Below are 18,132 nucleotides of genomic sequence, written 5' to 3' on the forward strand. Positions count from 1 at the left end.
CTTAAACCTAACCAATCCCTTACGATCCTGCGCCTCTGTACCGCTTCACGCCGCGGTTCCAGACCGTCAGTCCGATCGCGAATGCGATCAGTCCGACAAGCGGCGTATACAGCGCGAGCGAAGCGATGTTGTCGGCCTTCCGCTCAAGGAAGTACGACGCCGGAATGATGCCGACGAATGCGAACGGCAGCACCCACGTCAGCACGAAGCGGATGATTTTGTTATAGATATTGACCGGGTAGCGGCCATAGCTCTGAATATTGTACATGAGCGGCAGAATGCCCGTCGGTGCGTCCGAGTAGAACGAGATCGCCGTCAGCGCCGTATACATGCCCGCATAAATCAGCACGGAGCCAATGATCAGCAGAATCATGATCGGAATGTCGAGCAAATGGATCGTGAGCCCAAGCTGTCCATAGCTGACCGCCATAATAATGATGCCGACAAGAGAGCCGATAAGCGACGGCGGGTCCATATTCTCGAGCGTGACCTGGAACAGATTGTGCGCCGGACGCGTCAGCACCCTGTCCATTTCCCCCTTCGCGATGTAGCGGTCGGCGAAATTCCATAAGCTGAAGAACGTCGCGAAGATACCGTACGGCACCATGAAGAAACCGTAGACGAACACGACCTCCGCCTCCGACCATCCGCCAAGCGTCGGCGTCTGAAGGAAGACGATCAGAATGAAGATCAGATTGAGCCCTTGGAACATCAGATCCGACAGCACCTCAATCCAGAAGTCTGCGCGGTAAGTTAGCTTGGTCTTCGCATAGTTTTTCAAGTATTCCCAGAACAGTGACATATATAGCATCGTATCGTTACCCCCCCTGCACGAACAGCCGCATGCGAGCGGCCCGCCAAGTGAAGGCGATCGGCACCAGCAGAATGACGAACCATACCACCTGCACGCCGAGTACGCCCCCTGCTTCCGACAGCGGCGTACGGCCTGTGAAGACCGAGCTCGGCAAATACGTAATCGCCTGGAACGGCAGCCACTTCATCGTCACCGACAGCCAACCCGGGAAGAACGCGATCGGTACAACGACGCCCGAGAACAGATCGACGATGACGCGCTTCATGCGCATCATACCCTCGTTATTTTCGACGAAGAAGGCGAACAGGCCGGTCAACATATTGATCTGCGTATTAATAAGAAAAGCGAACAACAGCATAATCAGATAAACGCCCCACACCGCCGGATCGGTGGGCAGCGACACCGGGAACAGCAGACAGACGATGACCATGCCCGGAACCATAAACAGCAGTAAGCGAAAAATCCCTTCGCCGAAGCCCTGCATCATCTTCACCGCGAGGTACGAGTAAGGACGGATCAACTGAATCGCGACGCTGCCGTCTCGTATTTCGTTCGCAATCTCACGGTCCAGATTGTTGAAATAAAACGCACGAGCCATCCAAGACACCGCTGTATAGGTCGTAATCTGCGCAACGGTAAAGCCGGAGAGCACCTGTTTGTCTCCGTACACCGCCTGCCACAAATAATAGTAAGCACCTATATTAATCGCATAGATCACAATACCGCTGTAATAGTTCACCCGGTATGCAAGCATCATTAGAAACCGGATACGGATAAAATCGATATACGCGCTCATCATGGCCGCGCCGTCTCCTTCCGTTCCTCTTGCGCTTGGTCCGCTGAACCTTCAGCATCCGGTTCAAGCGCCGCAACCGCAGCTGTCTTCGTCTCCGCGCTGCCGGATTGGTAAATTTCGCGGACGATCTCGTCGGTATTCGTCTCGTTGATTTTAATATCCCGGATATCGACCGAGGAGCCGACGACGCGCGCCAGCGCATCAGACACGTTCACGGAATGCGGCAGCCACATCGTGGACGCCATCTCGTTATCCTTCGACCACTCGACGCCAAGCCCTTCCGTCATCGCACGAAGCCGGTCGAGTCCGATCGCCGCGCCGAACTGGAATTTGATTTCGCGGCCTTTGCTCCACCGCGTCTTCAGTTCTTCCAGACCGCCGTCATAAATAATGCGGCCGTCGTCCAGCATAATAACGCGCGAGCACAACGCCTCGATATCCTGCAAATCATGCGTCGTCAGCAGAATCGTCGTGCCATGCTCCTTGTTCATCTCTTTCAGAAACTCGCGGATTTCCGTCTTCACGATAATATCGAGACCGATCGTCGGTTCGTCAAGGAACAGAATCGACGGATTGTGCAGCAGCGAAGCGACGAGCTCGCAGCGCATCCGCTGGCCGAGACTCAGCTTGCGCACCGGACGGTTCAACAGCTCCGACAGCTGCAGACGTTCGACCAATTCGTCCAGACGGCGGCGGAAGTCAGCCTCCGGCACCCGGTACACTTTGCGCAGCAGTTGGAACGATTCGATAACGCCGATATCCCACCACAGCTGCGACCGTTGTCCGAAGACGACTCCGATTTCTTTAACGAATTTCTCCCGTTCCTTATAAGGAACGTAACCATTAACTTGCAGTTTGCCCGACGTCGGTACAAGGATGCCGGTCAGCATTTTGATCGTTGTCGACTTGCCTGCTCCATTCTCTCCGATGTAGCCGCAAATTTCGCCTTGCGGAATTTGGAACGTTATATCCTTAACTGCGGTAACCTCGCGGTACTCACGCTTGAATAGATCGCGCAGCGCTCCGCCGAGTCCCGAGCGATTGTTCTGCACTTTGAATTGTTTTCTTAGATCATGTACGTCGATCGCTAGCTTTGACACGATGTTGCCCCTCTCCTGCTCGACATTTCCCGATTTTTGTAATACTTATTTTTGCTTTCATGATAAAACTTGATTCCAAACGACAATGAGCCTTATAATTTTAGGATGTGCATTATATTTCGATTTTCAATCAGATAGGCCCAAGAAAGCATACTCCAAAAAGGAGCGACATTCAATGGAACCGCGTCAAAAAGCGAAAAGAAAGCGCAGACCTTGGTGGCTATGGTCACTGTTTGGTTTGCTCGTCGTTATAGCGGGCATTTTTATCTACGCTGCCGTGTGGGGCATCGGCGTATACAACGCTGTCGACAACCTGCACAAGTCCGGCGAAGATTCGAAATTCAGCCAGTTTGAGAACGACGCAACGCCAGAGCCTCCGAAGTGGGAAGGATCTGAGCGGGTTAATATTTTGCTCATGGGCGGCGACGGCCGTGGACTTGAGAAGAATCAGGTTGCCCGTTCCGATACCATGATGGTGGTCTCGATCGATCCAGCAACGAAGAAAGCGCATGTGTTCTCTGTGCTGCGCGATACGTACGTTGACATCCCGGATCACGGCAGAGGACGGATCAACACAGCAGTAACCGAAGGCGGCGAACGGCTTGCCCGCACGACGATCGGCAACTTGCTTGGACTTGATATTCAATATTATGTTTATACCGAATTCGAAGGCTTCAAATCGCTGATCGACGAAATCGGCGGCATCGACTTCTACGTGGAGAAGGACATGAATTATGTCGACAACGCGGACTTGAACCGTTATGACATCCACTTGAAGAAAGGCCAGCAGCATCTCGACGGCGACCACGCGCTGCAATATGTTCGTTTCCGGCATGATGCGATGAGCGACTTCACCCGGACGGAACGCCAGCGGGCGTTCATGAAGGCGGTCGCGGACAAGATCCTGACGGGTTGGAACATTTTGAAGATGAAAGATATTATTGAAAGTGTCGAGCCTTATATCGAAACGAACCTGACCGTAGAAGATATGCTGAAGCTTGGCAACCTTGGCCGCAACGTCTCCATGGCAGGCTCCGAGCAAGTGCCGCCAATGGATCTGATCGGTGAAGATAAGGTCGGCGGAGCAGCCGTCATCGGCATCAAAGATGAGGACAAGCTTCGCGAGTTCGTCCAAGAGACACTGGCGACGGACAAGAACACTGCAGCGACGGGCACCGGAACCGACGGTACAAGTACCGACGGCACGAGCTCCGACGACAGCGCTTCGTCATCGGAAGGGCAATAATATTAGGTGAAGGACTGTACCATTTCGTCATGAGGATGACGGTGGGCAGTCCTTTTTTTGCGGATGCATGTTAAGGTATGCTTCGATTCGCGCCGCTCTTGGACTCTTCGGCAAGGCTTTGCCGGCAATTGCCGCTTCGTCTGGTCTGCCGAACGAACTCCAGTTGGAGCGAATGTCCAATGGGTCAAATGTCATTGTTGTTGGAGTGACTTCTCCTGCTCATTCCTCCAACAGAGGGCTACCTGCGGCATGTTGTTCCTACAGAAGAACCATCTGCTGCTCGTTGTTCCGACGAAGAACCATCTGCGGCATGTTGTTCCGACGGAGATCACCTGCGACTCGTTGTATTATGTACAATGAAATCTTATCTTCTACACGGTATGGACCACTCTGATTGTATTTCATACAACGAAAAAACGCCCAACTCGCCTCAATAAGCTTAAAACCGCCGGATTCCCGTTTCTTCGGTTGTACAGAATACAATGAAACCCGCCCAATAACGATCAGCTGAACTTTTCATTGTACAGAATACAACCAACAGCCATCAGCCATCTATCATCAATCATCAACCGCCAACCGCCACCTAACCGCCACCTAACCGCCACCCAACCACCCCTGATCCCGCAAACGTCCGCAATCTCCAATCCATTCGTCCCGCGAAGTTTGTTATAATAATCTAGAAGCAAGCTTATGCATTTACGGAGGTTATGATTCGATGATCAATAATCGTGCGCGTTCCGCGCAATTGTATGAAGAAGCGCTGCAGCATATCGTCGGCGGGGTCAACAGTCCTTCCCGCTCGTTCAAGGCAGTCGGCGGAGGCACCCCGGTATTTATGGAGCGTGCGAACGGTGCTTATTTCTGGGATGTCGACGGCAACAAGTACATCGACTATTTGGCCGCTTACGGGCCGATCATTACGGGACACGCCCACCCGCATATTACGCAGGCGATTGTACGCGCTGCCGAGAACGGCACGCTGTACGGCACGCCGACTGAGCTTGAGATCAAGCTCGCCCGCATGTTGAAGGATGCGATCCCTTCGCTCGATAAGGTCCGGTTCGTCAACTCTGGTACGGAAGCCGTCATGTCGACGATCCGCGTCGCCCGCGCCTATACGAAGCGGAGCAAAATCATCAAGTTCGCAGGCTGCTACCACGGCCATTCGGACCTCGTCCTCGTCGCAGCCGGCTCCGGCCCTTCGACGCTCGGTATTCCGGACAGCGCAGGCATCCCGACGAGCATCGCGCATGAAGTCATTACCGTTCCGTTCAACGACATCGACGCACTGCGCGAAGCGTTGGAGCGTTGGGGCGACGATACGGCAGCCGTCATGGTCGAGCCGATCGTCGGCAATTTCGGCATGGTTATGCCGAAACCCGGCTTCCTCGAAGCGCTGTGCAAGCTGACCCGCGAATATGGCGCCCTCGTTATCTATGACGAAGTCATCAGCGCTTTCCGCTTCCATTACGGCAGCACACAGACGTACGGCGCATTCCCTGACCATGCTGCGATCGAGCCAGACTTGACGGCACTTGGCAAAATCATCGGCGGAGGGCTGCCGATCGGCGCCTACGGCGGCCGCAAAATCATTATGGAGCAGGTCGCTCCGCTCGGCCCCGCTTACCAAGCGGGCACGATGGCCGGCAATCCGGCCTCGATCTCGTCGGGCATCGCCTGCCTCGAAGTTCTAAGCGCGCCCGGCGTATACGAGGAGATGGAACGGCTCGCGATCCGTCTCGCAGACGGAATCGGCGAGGCCGCGAAGCGCCATGGCGTACCGCTGACGATCAACCGGATCCGCGGCGCGTTCTCGACGCACTTCTGCGATCACCCGATTTCCAACTACGATGAAGCGCAGCAGACCGACGGCGAGCAATTCGCCCGCTTCTTCCGCGGCTTGCTGGAGGAAGGCGTTGTCATTGCTCCATCGAAGTATGAAGCATGGTTCTTGACGACCGCCCATACTGATGCAGACGTGGATGCGACAATTGAGGCGGCAGACCTTGCGCTGAGCAAGGTACTTTAAGCAGTACACTAAAAATCGTCCCTTCTAACGGAGATATTCTCCATCAGATCAGGACGATTTTTTTGTACTCCATACATGCTGTTCAACCTTTTATTATGAGCTTACTGCAGCTTCTTTCCCGGTTTCCGGCTTATCTTGGTTAATCTTAATGATGACATCTTTTTGCTCAAATAAACTCTTGCCCCAGTAATAAGTATAATTCACGTCAGATAGCCATAATCGATCTTGATCCTGCTGCTTTTTTATTGTATAGGTATTTCTTGAAAGATTGTTAGATAGTGTACTTCCTGGATAGCTGTACTCTTCCTCCGCAATAACTTGAATGTGATCATCGGAAATCTCAATATCCGTTGGATCAATAGCAACTCGTTCCAAATGGACTTTCTGTTCCGATCCTCCCTCCGTAATGTTGCGTGAGAATAAGTTCATAATTGAACTATCTGGTTCAAGATCTGTTAATAACGATGTGAGTCCCGCATTAACTGCTTTTGTCCACGATACATTAGCTTTTAAAATCACTCCCACAGCATCCTCTGCGATTGCCTGACTGACAAGTGTGGAGAGTGAAATTTCTTCGGCTTCCGATCCGGTTAACGTTTCCGTTCGATCAATCGTTCTTCCGATCACCGTACCTTTCACCGCCAACTTCAATTCGTCAGGGGCAGGAGAAATCGTTACCCGCGTTTGTCCCTCTTCCATTGCAGGGAAATCAACCCCATTTAAAGTAAATTGAACACCCTTAATAACGGGGATCGAGAATGTTACCTCATTTTGGACTTCACTCTCAAGATTTACGGTTTCTTCTGGATCATGAAATAAATTAACGGAGCCTTGAATATTCTGTTTTCCCCCGTATGGGTTGGATATTTCCGATTGATACTCATATACTGCTGGCCAAATACCTCTGATCGTTCCGGTGTCGCCTCCTAACGTCTCCAACGATGTAACAACTGTCCAATCCGGCTGCTGTTCGAACGTCACATTTGAAGGCTCGATCTTAAACGACCACTTCGTCCCGCGCCAGTTTGATTCTTTTATAAAAACGATCGTTCCTCCATTTCCCCATTGTTCGTCAAATCCCAATTCACTCATTTGCTCAGATTGCTGTACAGCAATTAATGCATCCTTAATTGCTTCCTTGTATTCCGTTGCTGTTTCATCTTTAAAAGCTTGTTTAAACGCTTTTATTTTTTCACTGCTCTTCAAATCCTCATTATCGTACGATAAATAGCCTACAAGCTTATCAACATTTTGTTCTTCAACTGCTGCTTGCAGCTTCGCTTCGAGCTTCTCTGGTGTAGCTGGACCGTATGTATAATGAGCCACAGCATAAATGGCTGCTAAGATTCCAACAACCCCTACTACTCCAGCTGCTGCCACTTTCGCGCGCTTAGACAATTGAAGTTTCGGAATTGTGATAGCTTTTTGTGGTATAGACAGAGCAGGTTTCACATTGGATGGAACAGACTCTCCGCAATTTCCACAAAACCGATCATCATTAGCTAGTTCTGATCCACAGTTTGCACAATACACTCGTGATGCCCTCTCCTCTAAACGATGATAACTGCCAGAATTGCACTTAGAATGAAGTATACTGCGATGCTGCTGACAACGAAGGTCAGTCTGCGTTCTCTAGACACTTCAGCCAGTTCGGAGACGAACATCAGATTCATAACAAGAGCAGCAAGTAAATTGATGACAACAAGGATAATAGATACCCGGAGACTAATTATCGTTCCGAGACCCGCGATAATAAAACCCGCACCAAAGCTATATTGTGAACCGCCGAAATAGGTAACGAGTTCTTTGACCGTCAGCTTTCTGCGCCCTGTCCAGTTTCCGATCAACCACAAAGCTGCGACAATCACTACAATAGAAATCATGGCTAAACCAAAAAGCTTACCCGTAAGTATGGAAGTGATTTTGCTGGATGCGCTCCCTATTTCCAAAAAACTGTTAAATCCAAATATGTCATCAAAGAGACTGCTTAATTTTTTCCCAACCATCCATACCCAAATCATAAAACCAACGATAGATGCTGCCAAACCGAGGATTCCGTAGATGAGGTCCCTGTCCGGTTGCAGACTAGCAGCACGTTGCGGGCTTTTAAGCAATGCATAAATTACATGATGATCGACTTGCTTTATAGTGTTCGACACTGCGTTACTCCCACTCTTTCCAACTAGAGATTCCCCAGAGTGTGCTGCTGCAATTTCCTGGCAAACATGTCCCTCTCCTTCGACTCTCTTTTGTCCGCATTGCGTACAATAATTCATTTTAATCCCCCAATATATTTGATTATTTTACAACTTTTGACTCGTTTCAAAGTATATCAGATGGTACTTGTCGAAGTATGTCGTATATTGTGATAGGTATATAGAATCATATGATTTTAGTTTATTTTTAGGTTATTTTTACTATATTGAATACCATATGAGTTTAATAAAAACCCATTATTTCTCTTTCGAACAAAAAAAATGCTTGCAAGTCATTTCGACCTGCAAGCATCCCCTTATTTCTATGATTACTGCGCCAGCTTCACAATAGCGCCAAGCGCAGCTGCGATCTCGCGGTCGACAGCCTTACCGACAGCGTCGGTATGCGGATCGTACTCCGCCGCCAGATCCGCATCTGCGTAGCCGTCCACCGCGACGATCGCGCCTGCCCGAACGCCGCGCAGCGACGCGATCACATACAGCGCCGAAATTTCCATCTCGACCGCGAGCGCGCCAGCAGCTTTCATTTTTTTGTGCGGAAACTCTTCTACCCCGTTGAAGAAAACGTCCAGTGTAACCGTCAGCCCTTTGCGAACGGCACCATCGCCTTCCGCTTCCAGTGCAGCCGAATATATCGCGTTCACAACGTCACTGTCCGCAATGGCAGGGAAGCCGTCAGGCACGAGCTGGCGCGTCAAACCGTCTGTCCGAATGGCCGCGGTGCTCACCACGAGACTGCCCGCTGGCAAATCCGCCGAGTAGGAACCCGCCGTCCCTACCCGAATAAGCGTCTTCACGCCTGCCCGAATAAGCTCCTCGAAGCAGACCGCAGCTCCCGGACAACCGACGCCGTGACTGACGACCGCCAGCTTAACGCCCTCGTATTCGCCGACGAAAGTCCGGTATTCCCTTGCAAAAGCAAGCTCCCGCGCATGTTCCAATTTCTCGGCAATCGCTGCCGCGCGGCGCGGATCGCCGCACACGAGCGCATATTCCGGTATATCCTCCGACTCGATTTGCAGAATTGGCATATACATCGCACCATTGCTCCTTCCCTTATGGACAAAAAGGATGCAGACGCGCCGGCTGAATCGCCGGCCGCAGCCTGCATCACTTTATAGATCTATTACCGCTGACCGCCGGTCTTCTTCAACTCCGCTACGAAGCTGTCATGCATCAGACCGTTCGAAGCGACGACATGCCGGACGCCAAGATGATAAGGCTCGCCAGCGATGTCGGTTACTTGCCCGCCAGACTCTGTAATGAGAAGCGAGCCCGCTGCCAAGTCCCACGCGTTCAGTCCGTATTCCCAGAAGCCGCTGAGCCGTCCCGCCGCTACATATGCCATATGCAGAGCGGCCGATCCCCCTGCCCGGATGTTGCGAACCTGCGGCGCAAGCGCCTGCAGCCCCTGCATGTTCGGCGCCAGCATCTGCGGATCCGCCGGGAAACCTGTTGCGAGCAAACTGTCGCGCAGCGTTCCCTCTTGCGACACCACCATCGGCTGGCCGTGCACGTAAGCTCCTTTGCCTTTCTCCGCGACGAATAGTTCGTCCCTCATTGGGTCATAAATAACGCCAACGATCACTTCACCTTTATGAGCGAGTGCAATCGATACGGAGAAGAACGGAAATCCGTGCACGAAGTTCGTCGTTCCGTCGATCGGATCGACGACCCAGAGATACTCTTCGTCCTTCATATCATGAAGCGCATGCGCCGATGCTTCCGGTCCCGGCTGCACGCCTTCTTCTCCTAGAAACGAATGGTGCGGAAAATGCGTCATGACGAGATTCCGAATCATCGTCTCGGCACCTTTATCCACCTCGGTCACAAGGTCTTGCGCCGAATATTTTAATGACAAACTCGTATGTTTGCCAAGCTTAGTCTTAATCCATTCCCCCGCTTTAGCCGCACAGTTAATGGCAACGGCTGTGAAGCTCTTGCCTCCGATAACGGGGACGTCCCGCTCTTCATTCACCTTCGATCACGCTACTTTCCTATAAGGTTCCGGTTGCTTTACTACAATACGTCTTGTACCGGTCAAAGTTTCGCCCTTTTACATCCAGACGGCCCTATTAATGGTTGACGCTCCGTGCAGAATGGCATGGCGTTCAACCGACTCTACCCTCGCCGCATCTCATTACAATGCCGCTGTGCCTTCATAAATCAATTGGGCCGCCATCAGTACGAACGTTACGCGCAGCACCCATAGCAGCGCATTGCCGGTCATACGCGTAGCGATATACGCTCCCAACTTGCCGCCTACCCACGCTCCCGGCACAAGCATCAGCACGATCCACCAGTTCGTCTCGCCAAGATAAGCATGCACGCCTGTTCCAAGAATCGATGACATAAAAATAACGAACATAGACGTTGCCGTGGCCACATGAGGCGGAAAGCGGAACAGCAGCACCATCACCGGCACGAATAGAGATCCGCCGCCGATGCCGAAGAGACCCGATACCATACCGACGACGAAGCCAATCAATAACGCCGGAAGGACCGAATAACCATAGTGGTGCTCCACGCCCTTATCGTCCGTGTAGGTACGGGTAATCGGCCATTTCTTCGAAATTGGCTTCATATAATCTCTTGCTACAAGCAACCCCGCCATCAGCAGCATAAAAATACCGAACGACAGTTGAAACACGCCGTTCTTCATATGCCCGGTCAATGCGGATCCAATCATGGCGGCAGGCCCGCTCGTAATGAACAGCAGCAACCCGCTCCGCCAGTCGACACGGCGCTTCTTCGCATAAGTCATCGTCGACGCGAGCGCCGTCACGATCAATACCGCAAGCGACGTTCCGACCGCTGTCGGATGTTCAATCGTCTCCCCGGTCAATTGCGAGCCTAGCAGTGTTAGCGCCGGAACGATGATAATGCCGCCGCCCAGGCCTACAATACTGCCGAACACCGCGGACACAAGGCCCAGCAGCGCCAGCAGGACGATCTCTAGCACACAATTCCCTTCCTTCTACGTATGTCGCGATAGATGTATTCATGCCTGCAAGCGAAAAGCCGCCATCAGAACGACTGCTGATTGCGGCCTCCGCTTACAATTCGATTGCCGAAGGACTGACGACGCGCACGCCCTCGCCGCGGGCTTCCGACTCCCGAAACTCGTTCATGAGTTGGAACAGCGCATCGTCCTTCCGCTTTGCCTCCAGCATGCAATCGATTGCCGGAGCCGAGCCCGACACTTGCTGGAGAAACCGAAGCAGCGGAGCTGCTTCGACATAATCGGCGTGACCGCGAGGGTCTGACACGCTCTTCGGACTGGAAGCGTGAATCTTCGGAGGCAGCATCCGGTCCCGCACGCCGCCGCTTCCTTCACGGTCAGCGTCTACTGCACTGCCGGACAAACCGCCGTACGCCGATTGCCCTGTCTCTGCAAGGCGTTCGTTCTCGCGGCGCCATGTGTCTGCAATGCGCGGCCACAGTTCGCCGCACAGCGAGGCCTCGCTCTCGCCGCCATTGTTCACCGCATGATGATGAATATCCAGCACCATCGGAACGCCTACGTTCTCCGCGATATCCAGCGTCTCGCGCACGTTGAACGTCTTATCGTCGTTCTCCAGTGTTATGCGGTGCTTCAAACGCGGGTCGAGCGCCCCGAACTGCTCGATGAACCGCTTGCCCGAGACGTTCTTATCGCCGTAAGCGCCGCCGACGTGAATATTGTTTTTGGCCGTTTCGTTCAGCCCCATCGCCTCAAGCATACGAACATGATAGCCTAAGTCCTCCGTCGACTTGGCCAGCACCTCGGGCCTCGGCGTGCTGAACACGCAAAAGTGGTCCGGATGAAACGATACTCGCATGCCGTTGTCGCGCACGAATTCCCCAATAGCCGAGAACTTGTCCGCCAACACCGGGAAAGGATCCCAGCCGCTAAGCGCATCATGCGTGAACAGCGGAACGAGCTTCGAAGAGAACCGGTATACCTGCACCCCGCTGCCCCGGCAGTGCCGAAGCAGTCGCAGCGAGTTATCAAGATTCACCTCCGCGACCCTCTCCAACTTCCGCAGCGCTGCCTCCCGGTCTTCCAGCTTCGAGAAACTTGCGTACGTCATCGTCTTCGAGGGCGAAGCGTTCTCCAGCAGCATGCTCATCGCAACGAATCCGAACCGGACAATCACGCGCTATGCTCTCCGAAGAACATCTCGTGCGCAAGCGCCGTCTGCAGTCGCGCTTCTTCCTCCGTCAGCTTCCGGATCAGCACCATCTCGACTTCTGTTATTTCCTCGCCTTGAAAATTAATCTCCGCTATCGACGCGACAATGCGGACGATCGCAATCGCTTGATTGCTTGGCGAATACGCGATTACCTTCTGGCCCGTCGGAAATACGCGGAAGCCGCTTTTGACCATTTTGCCGCGTCCGTACTCGAGCAGTTCGTACAGCTCTTGTTCCGACTTGAATTTGCATACGGAATTGAATTCGGTCTGGAAGCCCATAAACCGTTCCTCCCTATATCGAATATGTTATGTAAGTCCAGGACATGAATGCTATGCTTGTCCCGCTCGGCCAAGCAGTCCCCTTATTCAGGGGAGCCGCCGCCGTAATCAATGCGCTGTTTGTCGGCATGACGCTGCAGAGCAAGCGAGATCAGCTCATCCAGCAGCTCGCGGTAAGAGACGCCGGTTTCCTTCCACATGAGCGGATACATGCTGAATGGCGTAAAGCCCGGCATTGTGTTCACTTCGTTAATGAACAGCTCGCCGTCGGATTTGCGCATGAAGAAGTCGACGCGGGACAGGCCCGATCCGTCGATTGCCGTATAAGCGCGCAGCGCCATTTCGCGGACTGCATCCGCTGTCTCAGGCGGGATGTTCGCAGGGATCTCCATCACGGAAGTGCCGTCAATATACTTTGCTTTATAATCGTAAAAATCATTCGAAGGCCGGATCTCGCCCGGCACGGACGCTCTTGGCTCGTCATTGCCGAGCACGCTGACCTCGATCTCGCGCGCTTCGACGAACTCCTCAATTACAACCTTGCGATCATAGCGCAGCGCGTATTCGATACCTGCTACGAGCTCCTCGCGGTTTCTTGCTTTGGAGATGCCGACGCTGGAGCCCAGATTCGCAGGCTTGATGAAGCAAGGATAGCCGAGTGCAACTTCAATCTCCATTACGTAATAGTTCGGGTCCTTCTCCCACTGCGTCCGGTTGAAATACCGGAATACGCATTGCGGCAGCCCTTCGTGAGCGAACACTTTTTTCATCGTAATTTTGTCCATGCCGACAGCCGAAGCGAGCACGCCCGCTCCGACGTAAGGCAGGTTCGCCATCTCAAGCAGCCCTTGGATCGTGCCGTCCTCGCCGAACGTGCCGTGCAGCAGCGGGAAGACGACATCCAGCGTGCGGCCATTGTCTCCCGATTGACCGGAACTCGTCTGCAGCCCTTGGAATACCGGACCTATTGCTCCGCCCTGTGCAGCAGACTCTGGAAGCTGCAAGGAAGCGATGTCCGCCGGCGGAGCCAGCAGCAGATCGCCCGCTCTCCATTGGCCTTCATGTGTTATATAGAATGGCTTTACTTCATAACGGTTATAATCAAATTCGCCCATTACCGCCAGCGCGGTGCGAAGCGACACTTCATGTTCCCCAGATTTTCCCCCGTAGATAAGACCTACGCGAATCTTCTCGCCCATTCGTTTTTCCTCCGGTAGTTCGTATTCGTGGACGACTATGACATACTCGTCGTTCACATTTAGAATTGGTCGGCTATATGAAATAAGCGGTATCTCGTCTTATCGGTCCAGGCGTAGGAATCTTGGTAGTCCCAGTACCGGTGCCGGCTTGCAACTGTGTTCGCATTGACGAGCGGCATGCCGTCTACATCGAATGCCGTTACAACCGTGCTGTGCTGATACCGGTAATCACCGTTCCAATCGTAGCAAATAACGTCGCCAAGCTGCAGTTGATCGGCTGAATCGACCACCGTCGCCCGAAAGCCGTTCTTCTTCCCCGAAGCGAGGAACGAATGCATCGCATTCGCGACTGCCCAGCTGTAGCTCCACATTTCGCGACCGCCATTGCGCCCTTGATACCACCAGCCGCTATCTCTTTTACCAGTATAGTTCATTGGCGCATGGCCTGCAAAGATGCACTGGGACACGTAATTCGTACAATTCACTTCAAACAACTCATAAGACGGATTGCCTTCGTTCCACCACCGGTCGGCGTATGCTGCCACAAGATCGCGGCGGTACGTCTGCTTTGCGCGATATTTGATTTCCGGTAAAATATCATAATTTAAAAACGGCGCCGAAGGCGGTCTAATCACGCGCTGGGCTGCTTCCGTCCACAGCTCGCTTTCCTCCGGCATCGGCGATTGTCCGTTCGCGCCGAACCGCGGCCTGCGCTCCGATACGACGGGCTCTACGCGCGTAATGACCCAGTCCCGTCCGTCCCGTGCGAGCCAGATTCGTTCGTGCTCCAATCTTTCCTCTGTATAAGATCGGCTCTTTTGTTCCATAATGCGCTTGATGCGAAGCTTCAGCATGACCGTCGTCTCGGAAGCCGATTCGTTCACGCGGACAATCTCCGCCTTCGTCTCGCTTCTTGAGGAGAGCACGCCGCGCAGCAGATCCCGTTCGCGCAGCCGCTCCAGCCGGGAGCCGAGCCGCAGCAGATGATCGCCATCGGTAATCAGACCATCAAAAACAGACGGGTGCTGATCAACCTCTGCTTGGTTGAACCGCTTAATGTACGCATGAACGCCGGACTTCCAGCCTTCAAGCTGCTGCTTCGGCTCTTGCACTGCCGGTGGCCGCTGCGGCTGCGCGGAACGCGGCGCTCCGGCCCCTCGCCTGCCGACTGCGCGGCTCGTCGATCGCGGCATGCTCATCCCTCCTCATTTGGATGAAAAATAATGGAGTTCTACGCTTTTTTCATCTTATGTGGAAATAGACGCGTTCATGAGAAATACAGATTGAAATCGTTATAAACAGGCTTTACGTACCCCCTATAAAAACGATATACTGTATTCATAAGCATTTTATGAAATCGTGTTTCACAGAATGAAACACCAATTGATTTCGAATGAATCCATTCAAGGAGGCGTTATTGTACATGGCTAAGCAAGACCAATACGGCGTACGTCAGTCGCTGGAATCCGGCGGCAAGTCGTATGCGTACTACAACCTGCCGGCACTCGAGAAGCAAGGACTCGGCAGTATCTCCAAGCTCCCTTTCTCCATCAAAGTGCTGCTCGAAGCAGCGATCCGTCAATTCGACGGCCGCGGCATTACGGCAGAGCATGTCAAACAACTCGCAACGTGGGCTGAAGCTCGCACGGACAAAGAAATTCCGTTCATCCCAGCTCGCATCGTTCTTCAAGACTTCACCGGCGTACCGGTTGTCGTTGACCTTGCAGCAATGCGCGACACGGTTAAGAAAGCTGGCGGCGACCCTAAACGGATCAACCCGCTCGTACCGGTTGACCTTGTAATCGACCACTCCGTCATGGTTGACGCATTCGGTTCCCCTGATGCGCTTGAGACGAACATGAAATATGAATTCCAACGGAACGCTGAGCGTTACAAATTCCTCCGTTGGGCACAAACGGCGTTCGATAACTTCCGTGCGGTTCCACCGGCAACGGGTATCGTTCACCAAGTTAACCTTGAATATCTCGCATCTGTAGCAGCAACGAAGACGGTAGACGGCGAAACGGTCGTATATCCAGACTCGCTCGTTGGTACGGACTCCCATACAACGATGATCAACGGTCTTGGCGTAGTAGGCTGGGGCGTTGGCGGCATCGAGGCAGAAGCTGGTATGCTCGGTCAACCACTCTACTTCGTAATGCCAGAAGTTATCGGCTTCAAGCTGACGGGCAGCCTGCCAGACGGCTCGACGGCAACTGACCTCGCGCTGACGGTTACACAAATGCTCCGTAAAAAAGGCGTAGTCGGCAAATTCGTTGAGTTCTACGGCTCCGGTCTGTCGAACATCAGCCTTGCTGACCGTGCTACAGTTGCCAACATGGCTCCAGAGTACGGCGCTACGATCGGCTTCTTCCCAGTCGACGACGAGACGCTCGCATTCCTGCGTTCGACGGGCCGCGAAGAAGAGCAAGTGAAGCTCGTTGAAGCTTACTACAAAGAGCAAGGCATGTTCCGTACGGACGATCTGGCTGACCCTGTCTTCACAGACGTTATCGAACTCGACATGTCGACGGTTGTTCCATCGCTCGCAGGTCCTAAGCGTCCACAAGACCGCGTAGAGCTGACAGCGATGAAAGAAGCGTTCAACAGCATTATCCGCACGCCAATCGACAAAGGCGGCTACGGCCTGTCCGACGAGAAGATTGAGCAAAAGGTTGACGTGAAGCATCCGAACGGCGATGCTAGCACGATGGGTACGGGTGCTGTTGTTATCGCAGCTATCACGTCCTGCACGAACACGTCCAACCCAAGCGTAATGGTCGGCGCTGGTCTCGTAGCGAAGAAAGCTGTCGCTCGCGGTCTGACGAAACCAGGCTACGTGAAATCGTCCCTGACGCCAGGTTCCCTGGTTGTTACGGAATATCTGAAGAATGCAGGTCTGATCGAGCCGCTCGAAGCACTCGGCTTCCACGTTGCCGGCTACGGCTGCGCAACTTGTATCGGTAACTCCGGTCCATTGCCAGATGAAGTTGGTCAAGCGATCGCTGACAACGATATGACGGTAGCGGCTGTACTGTCCGGTAACCGTAACTTCGAAGGCCGCGTTCACGCACAGGTTAAAGCGAACTACCTGGCATCGCCGCCGCTCGTCGTTGCATATGCACTGGCTGGTACGGTTAACATCGACCTGGCGAACGATCCAATCGGCTATGACCAAGAGAACCAACCCGTTTACTTGAAAGATATCTGGCCTACGAAAGCGGAAATTCAAGAAGCGATCAGCTCGGCAATGAGCCCGCAAATTTTCCGCGACAAGTATGCCAACGTCTTTACGCAGAACGAGCGTTGGAACGCAATCGACGTACCGGAAGGCGAAAGCTACGAGTGGGACGAAAGCTCCACGTACATCGCTAACCCGCCGTTCTTCGCGAACCTGGGCGCTGAAGTTGGCGACATCGCTGACATCAACGGCTCGAACGTTCTGGCATTGCTTGGCGACTCCGTTACGACGGACCACATCTCGCCAGCTGGTAACATCAAAGCTGACAGCCCTGCCGGCCAATACCTGATCGAGCATGGCGTTAAGCGCGAAGACTTCAACTCGTACGGCTCGCGCCGCGGCCATCACGAAGTGATGATGCGCGGTACGTTCGCTAACATCCGTATCCGGAACCAAGTGGCTCCAGGCACGGAAGGCGGCGTAACGAAGTACCTGCCGACGGACGAAGTAATGTCGATCTACGACGCATCGATGAAATACCAAGCCGAAGGCAAAAACCTCGTCGTTATCGCAGGCAAAGAGTACGGCACGGGCAGCTCCCGCGACTGGGCAGCTAAAGGCACGTTCCTCCTCGGCGTCAAAGCGGTTATCGCAGAGAGCTTCGAGCGTATCCACCGTTCGAACCTCGTCGGCATGGGCGTTCTGCCGCTCCAATTCCAAGCAGGCCAAAGCTGGTCGTCGCTCGGCATTACGGGCCGCGAAACGTTCGATATCGCAGGTCTGTCGAACGACGTTCAACCGGGCCAACTCGTAACGGTATCCGCTACGCGTGAAGACGGTTCGAAATTCGACTTCCAAGCAATCGTACGTCTCGACTCGCTCGTTGACGTCGACTACTACCGCAACAGCGGTATCCTGCAGACGGTTCTCCGTCAAATGATCGCTAACATGTAATATGGCAAGGCGGGCTGCTATAGCCCGCCTTGATACGAATGGCCTGTAAGCATAGCGGCTCCGCCGCGGCTTACAGGCCATTTTGATTTACATTGGTTTACTATCCCTTTGCCTCAGAGTCTAATCTTACGACACACTTTG

At 53.3% G+C, this 18,132-nt stretch carries 15 protein-coding genes; 3 read left to right on the forward strand and 12 right to left on the reverse strand.

All coding sequences use genetic code 11. The features are described from left to right. Positions 1–19: 19 nt before the first annotated feature. From PKO01S_RS26275 to PKO01S_RS26285, 3 genes are read right to left on the reverse strand one after another with little or no spacing between them, the layout of a single operon-like run. Positions 20–811, reverse strand: coding sequence for an ABC transporter permease (locus tag PKO01S_RS26275; protein ID WP_127534412.1), 792 nt, complete (start codon positions 809–811; stop codon positions 20–22). Between the two features lie 7 nt (positions 812–818). After that, positions 819–1,613 (reverse strand): ABC transporter permease, encoded by a 795-nt coding sequence (locus PKO01S_RS26280; protein WP_127534413.1) that lies wholly within the window; start codon positions 1,611–1,613, stop codon positions 819–821. Continuing rightward, complete coding sequence (locus PKO01S_RS26285) at positions 1,610–2,710, reverse strand: ABC transporter ATP-binding protein (protein ID WP_127534414.1); 1,101 nt, start codon at positions 2,708–2,710, stop codon at positions 1,610–1,612. The genes PKO01S_RS26280 and PKO01S_RS26285 overlap by 4 nt, the downstream gene beginning before the upstream one ends. A gap of 175 nt (positions 2,711–2,885) precedes the next feature. On the opposite strand from PKO01S_RS26285, the gene PKO01S_RS26290 reads away from it, so the two are divergent. Together PKO01S_RS26290 and PKO01S_RS26295 are read left to right on the forward strand one after the other, a co-directional pair. Continuing rightward, positions 2,886–3,956: an LCP family protein gene (locus PKO01S_RS26290; protein WP_127534415.1), complete on the forward strand. Its 1,071-nt coding sequence runs from the start codon at positions 2,886–2,888 to the stop codon at positions 3,954–3,956. A 715-nt stretch (positions 3,957–4,671) separates the two neighbouring features. After that, positions 4,672–5,985, forward strand: coding sequence for a glutamate-1-semialdehyde 2,1-aminomutase (locus PKO01S_RS26295; RefSeq protein WP_127534416.1), 1,314 nt, complete (start codon positions 4,672–4,674; stop codon positions 5,983–5,985). Between the two features lie 93 nt (positions 5,986–6,078). Here PKO01S_RS26295 and PKO01S_RS26300 read toward each other — a convergent pair whose 3' ends face one another. The 9 genes from PKO01S_RS26300 to PKO01S_RS26340 all read right to left on the reverse strand — a co-directional run bounded on the left by PKO01S_RS26300 (position 6,079) and on the right by PKO01S_RS26340 (position 15,049). Further along, complete coding sequence (locus tag PKO01S_RS26300; RefSeq protein ID WP_164779785.1) at positions 6,079–7,518, reverse strand: zinc-ribbon domain-containing protein; 1,440 nt, start codon at positions 7,516–7,518, stop codon at positions 6,079–6,081. Between the two features lie 17 nt (positions 7,519–7,535). Further along, the gene (locus PKO01S_RS26305) at positions 7,536–8,261 is read right to left on the reverse strand and encodes a hypothetical protein (protein ID WP_127534418.1); all 726 of its coding nucleotides are present in this window, start codon (positions 8,259–8,261) and stop codon (positions 7,536–7,538) included. A gap of 248 nt (positions 8,262–8,509) precedes the next feature. Continuing rightward, positions 8,510–9,238: a nucleoside phosphorylase gene (locus PKO01S_RS26310; RefSeq protein ID WP_127534419.1), complete on the reverse strand. Its 729-nt coding sequence runs from the start codon at positions 9,236–9,238 to the stop codon at positions 8,510–8,512. A gap of 89 nt (positions 9,239–9,327) precedes the next feature. Continuing rightward, positions 9,328–10,179 carry an inositol monophosphatase family protein gene (locus PKO01S_RS26315; RefSeq protein ID WP_127534420.1) on the reverse strand — a complete coding sequence of 284 codons (852 nt, stop codon included), beginning with the start codon at positions 10,177–10,179 and terminating at the stop codon, positions 9,328–9,330. A 162-nt stretch (positions 10,180–10,341) separates the two neighbouring features. Beyond that, positions 10,342–11,163 carry a sulfite exporter TauE/SafE family protein gene (locus PKO01S_RS26320; protein ID WP_127534421.1) on the reverse strand — a complete coding sequence of 274 codons (822 nt, stop codon included), beginning with the start codon at positions 11,161–11,163 and terminating at the stop codon, positions 10,342–10,344. Positions 11,164–11,257: 94 nt separating this feature from the next. Continuing rightward, entirely contained in the window at positions 11,258–12,340 is a 1,083-nt protein-coding gene (gene uvsE, locus PKO01S_RS26325; RefSeq protein WP_127534422.1) for a UV DNA damage repair endonuclease UvsE, read from the reverse strand. Next, the gene (locus PKO01S_RS26330; protein ID WP_127534423.1) at positions 12,337–12,657 is read right to left on the reverse strand and encodes a hypothetical protein; all 321 of its coding nucleotides are present in this window, start codon (positions 12,655–12,657) and stop codon (positions 12,337–12,339) included. The genes uvsE and PKO01S_RS26330 overlap by 4 nt, the downstream gene beginning before the upstream one ends. A gap of 83 nt (positions 12,658–12,740) precedes the next feature. Then, positions 12,741–13,856, reverse strand: a complete 1,116-nt coding sequence (locus PKO01S_RS26335) for a D-alanine--D-alanine ligase (RefSeq protein WP_127534424.1) — start codon at positions 13,854–13,856, stop codon at positions 12,741–12,743. A 59-nt stretch (positions 13,857–13,915) separates the two neighbouring features. After that, positions 13,916–15,049 (reverse strand): amidase domain-containing protein, encoded by a 1,134-nt coding sequence (locus PKO01S_RS26340; RefSeq protein WP_127534425.1) that lies wholly within the window; start codon positions 15,047–15,049, stop codon positions 13,916–13,918. A 230-nt stretch (positions 15,050–15,279) separates the two neighbouring features. Between PKO01S_RS26340 and acnA the strand changes: the two genes are divergently transcribed. Continuing rightward, positions 15,280–17,991 carry an aconitate hydratase AcnA gene (gene acnA, locus PKO01S_RS26345; RefSeq protein ID WP_127534426.1) on the forward strand — a complete coding sequence of 904 codons (2,712 nt, stop codon included), beginning with the start codon at positions 15,280–15,282 and terminating at the stop codon, positions 17,989–17,991. Positions 17,992–18,132: the final 141 nt, after the last annotated feature.

It is taken from the genome of Paenibacillus kobensis NBRC 15729 (genome assembly GCF_004000825.1).
GTDB classification, from domain to species: Bacteria; Bacillota; Bacilli; order Paenibacillales; family Paenibacillaceae; genus Paenibacillus_T; species Paenibacillus_T kobensis.

What these genes read in the sequence shown, in the direction of transcription:
- PKO01S_RS26340 (WP_127534425.1), bottom strand. Translation starts at nt 15,049, where the DNA reads ATGCCGCGATCGACGAGCCGCGCAGTCGGCAGGCGAGGGGCCGGAGCG.
- PKO01S_RS26305 (WP_127534418.1), bottom strand. Translation starts at nt 8,261, where the DNA reads ATGAATTATTGTACGCAATGCGGACAAAAGAGAGTCGAAGGAGAGGGA.
- PKO01S_RS26310 (WP_127534419.1), bottom strand. Translation starts at nt 9,238, where the DNA reads ATGTATATGCCAATTCTGCAAATCGAGTCGGAGGATATACCGGAATAT.
- PKO01S_RS26335 (WP_127534424.1), bottom strand. Translation starts at nt 13,856, where the DNA reads ATGGGCGAGAAGATTCGCGTAGGTCTTATCTACGGGGGAAAATCTGGG.
- acnA (WP_127534426.1), top strand. Translation starts at nt 15,280, where the DNA reads ATGGCTAAGCAAGACCAATACGGCGTACGTCAGTCGCTGGAATCCGGC.
- PKO01S_RS26290 (WP_127534415.1), top strand. Translation starts at nt 2,886, where the DNA reads ATGGAACCGCGTCAAAAAGCGAAAAGAAAGCGCAGACCTTGGTGGCTA.
- PKO01S_RS26280 (WP_127534413.1), bottom strand. Translation starts at nt 1,613, where the DNA reads ATGATGAGCGCGTATATCGATTTTATCCGTATCCGGTTTCTAATGATG.
- PKO01S_RS26330 (WP_127534423.1), bottom strand. Translation starts at nt 12,657, where the DNA reads ATGGGCTTCCAGACCGAATTCAATTCCGTATGCAAATTCAAGTCGGAA.
- PKO01S_RS26275 (WP_127534412.1), bottom strand. Translation starts at nt 811, where the DNA reads ATGCTATATATGTCACTGTTCTGGGAATACTTGAAAAACTATGCGAAG.
- PKO01S_RS26295 (WP_127534416.1), top strand. Translation starts at nt 4,672, where the DNA reads ATGATCAATAATCGTGCGCGTTCCGCGCAATTGTATGAAGAAGCGCTG.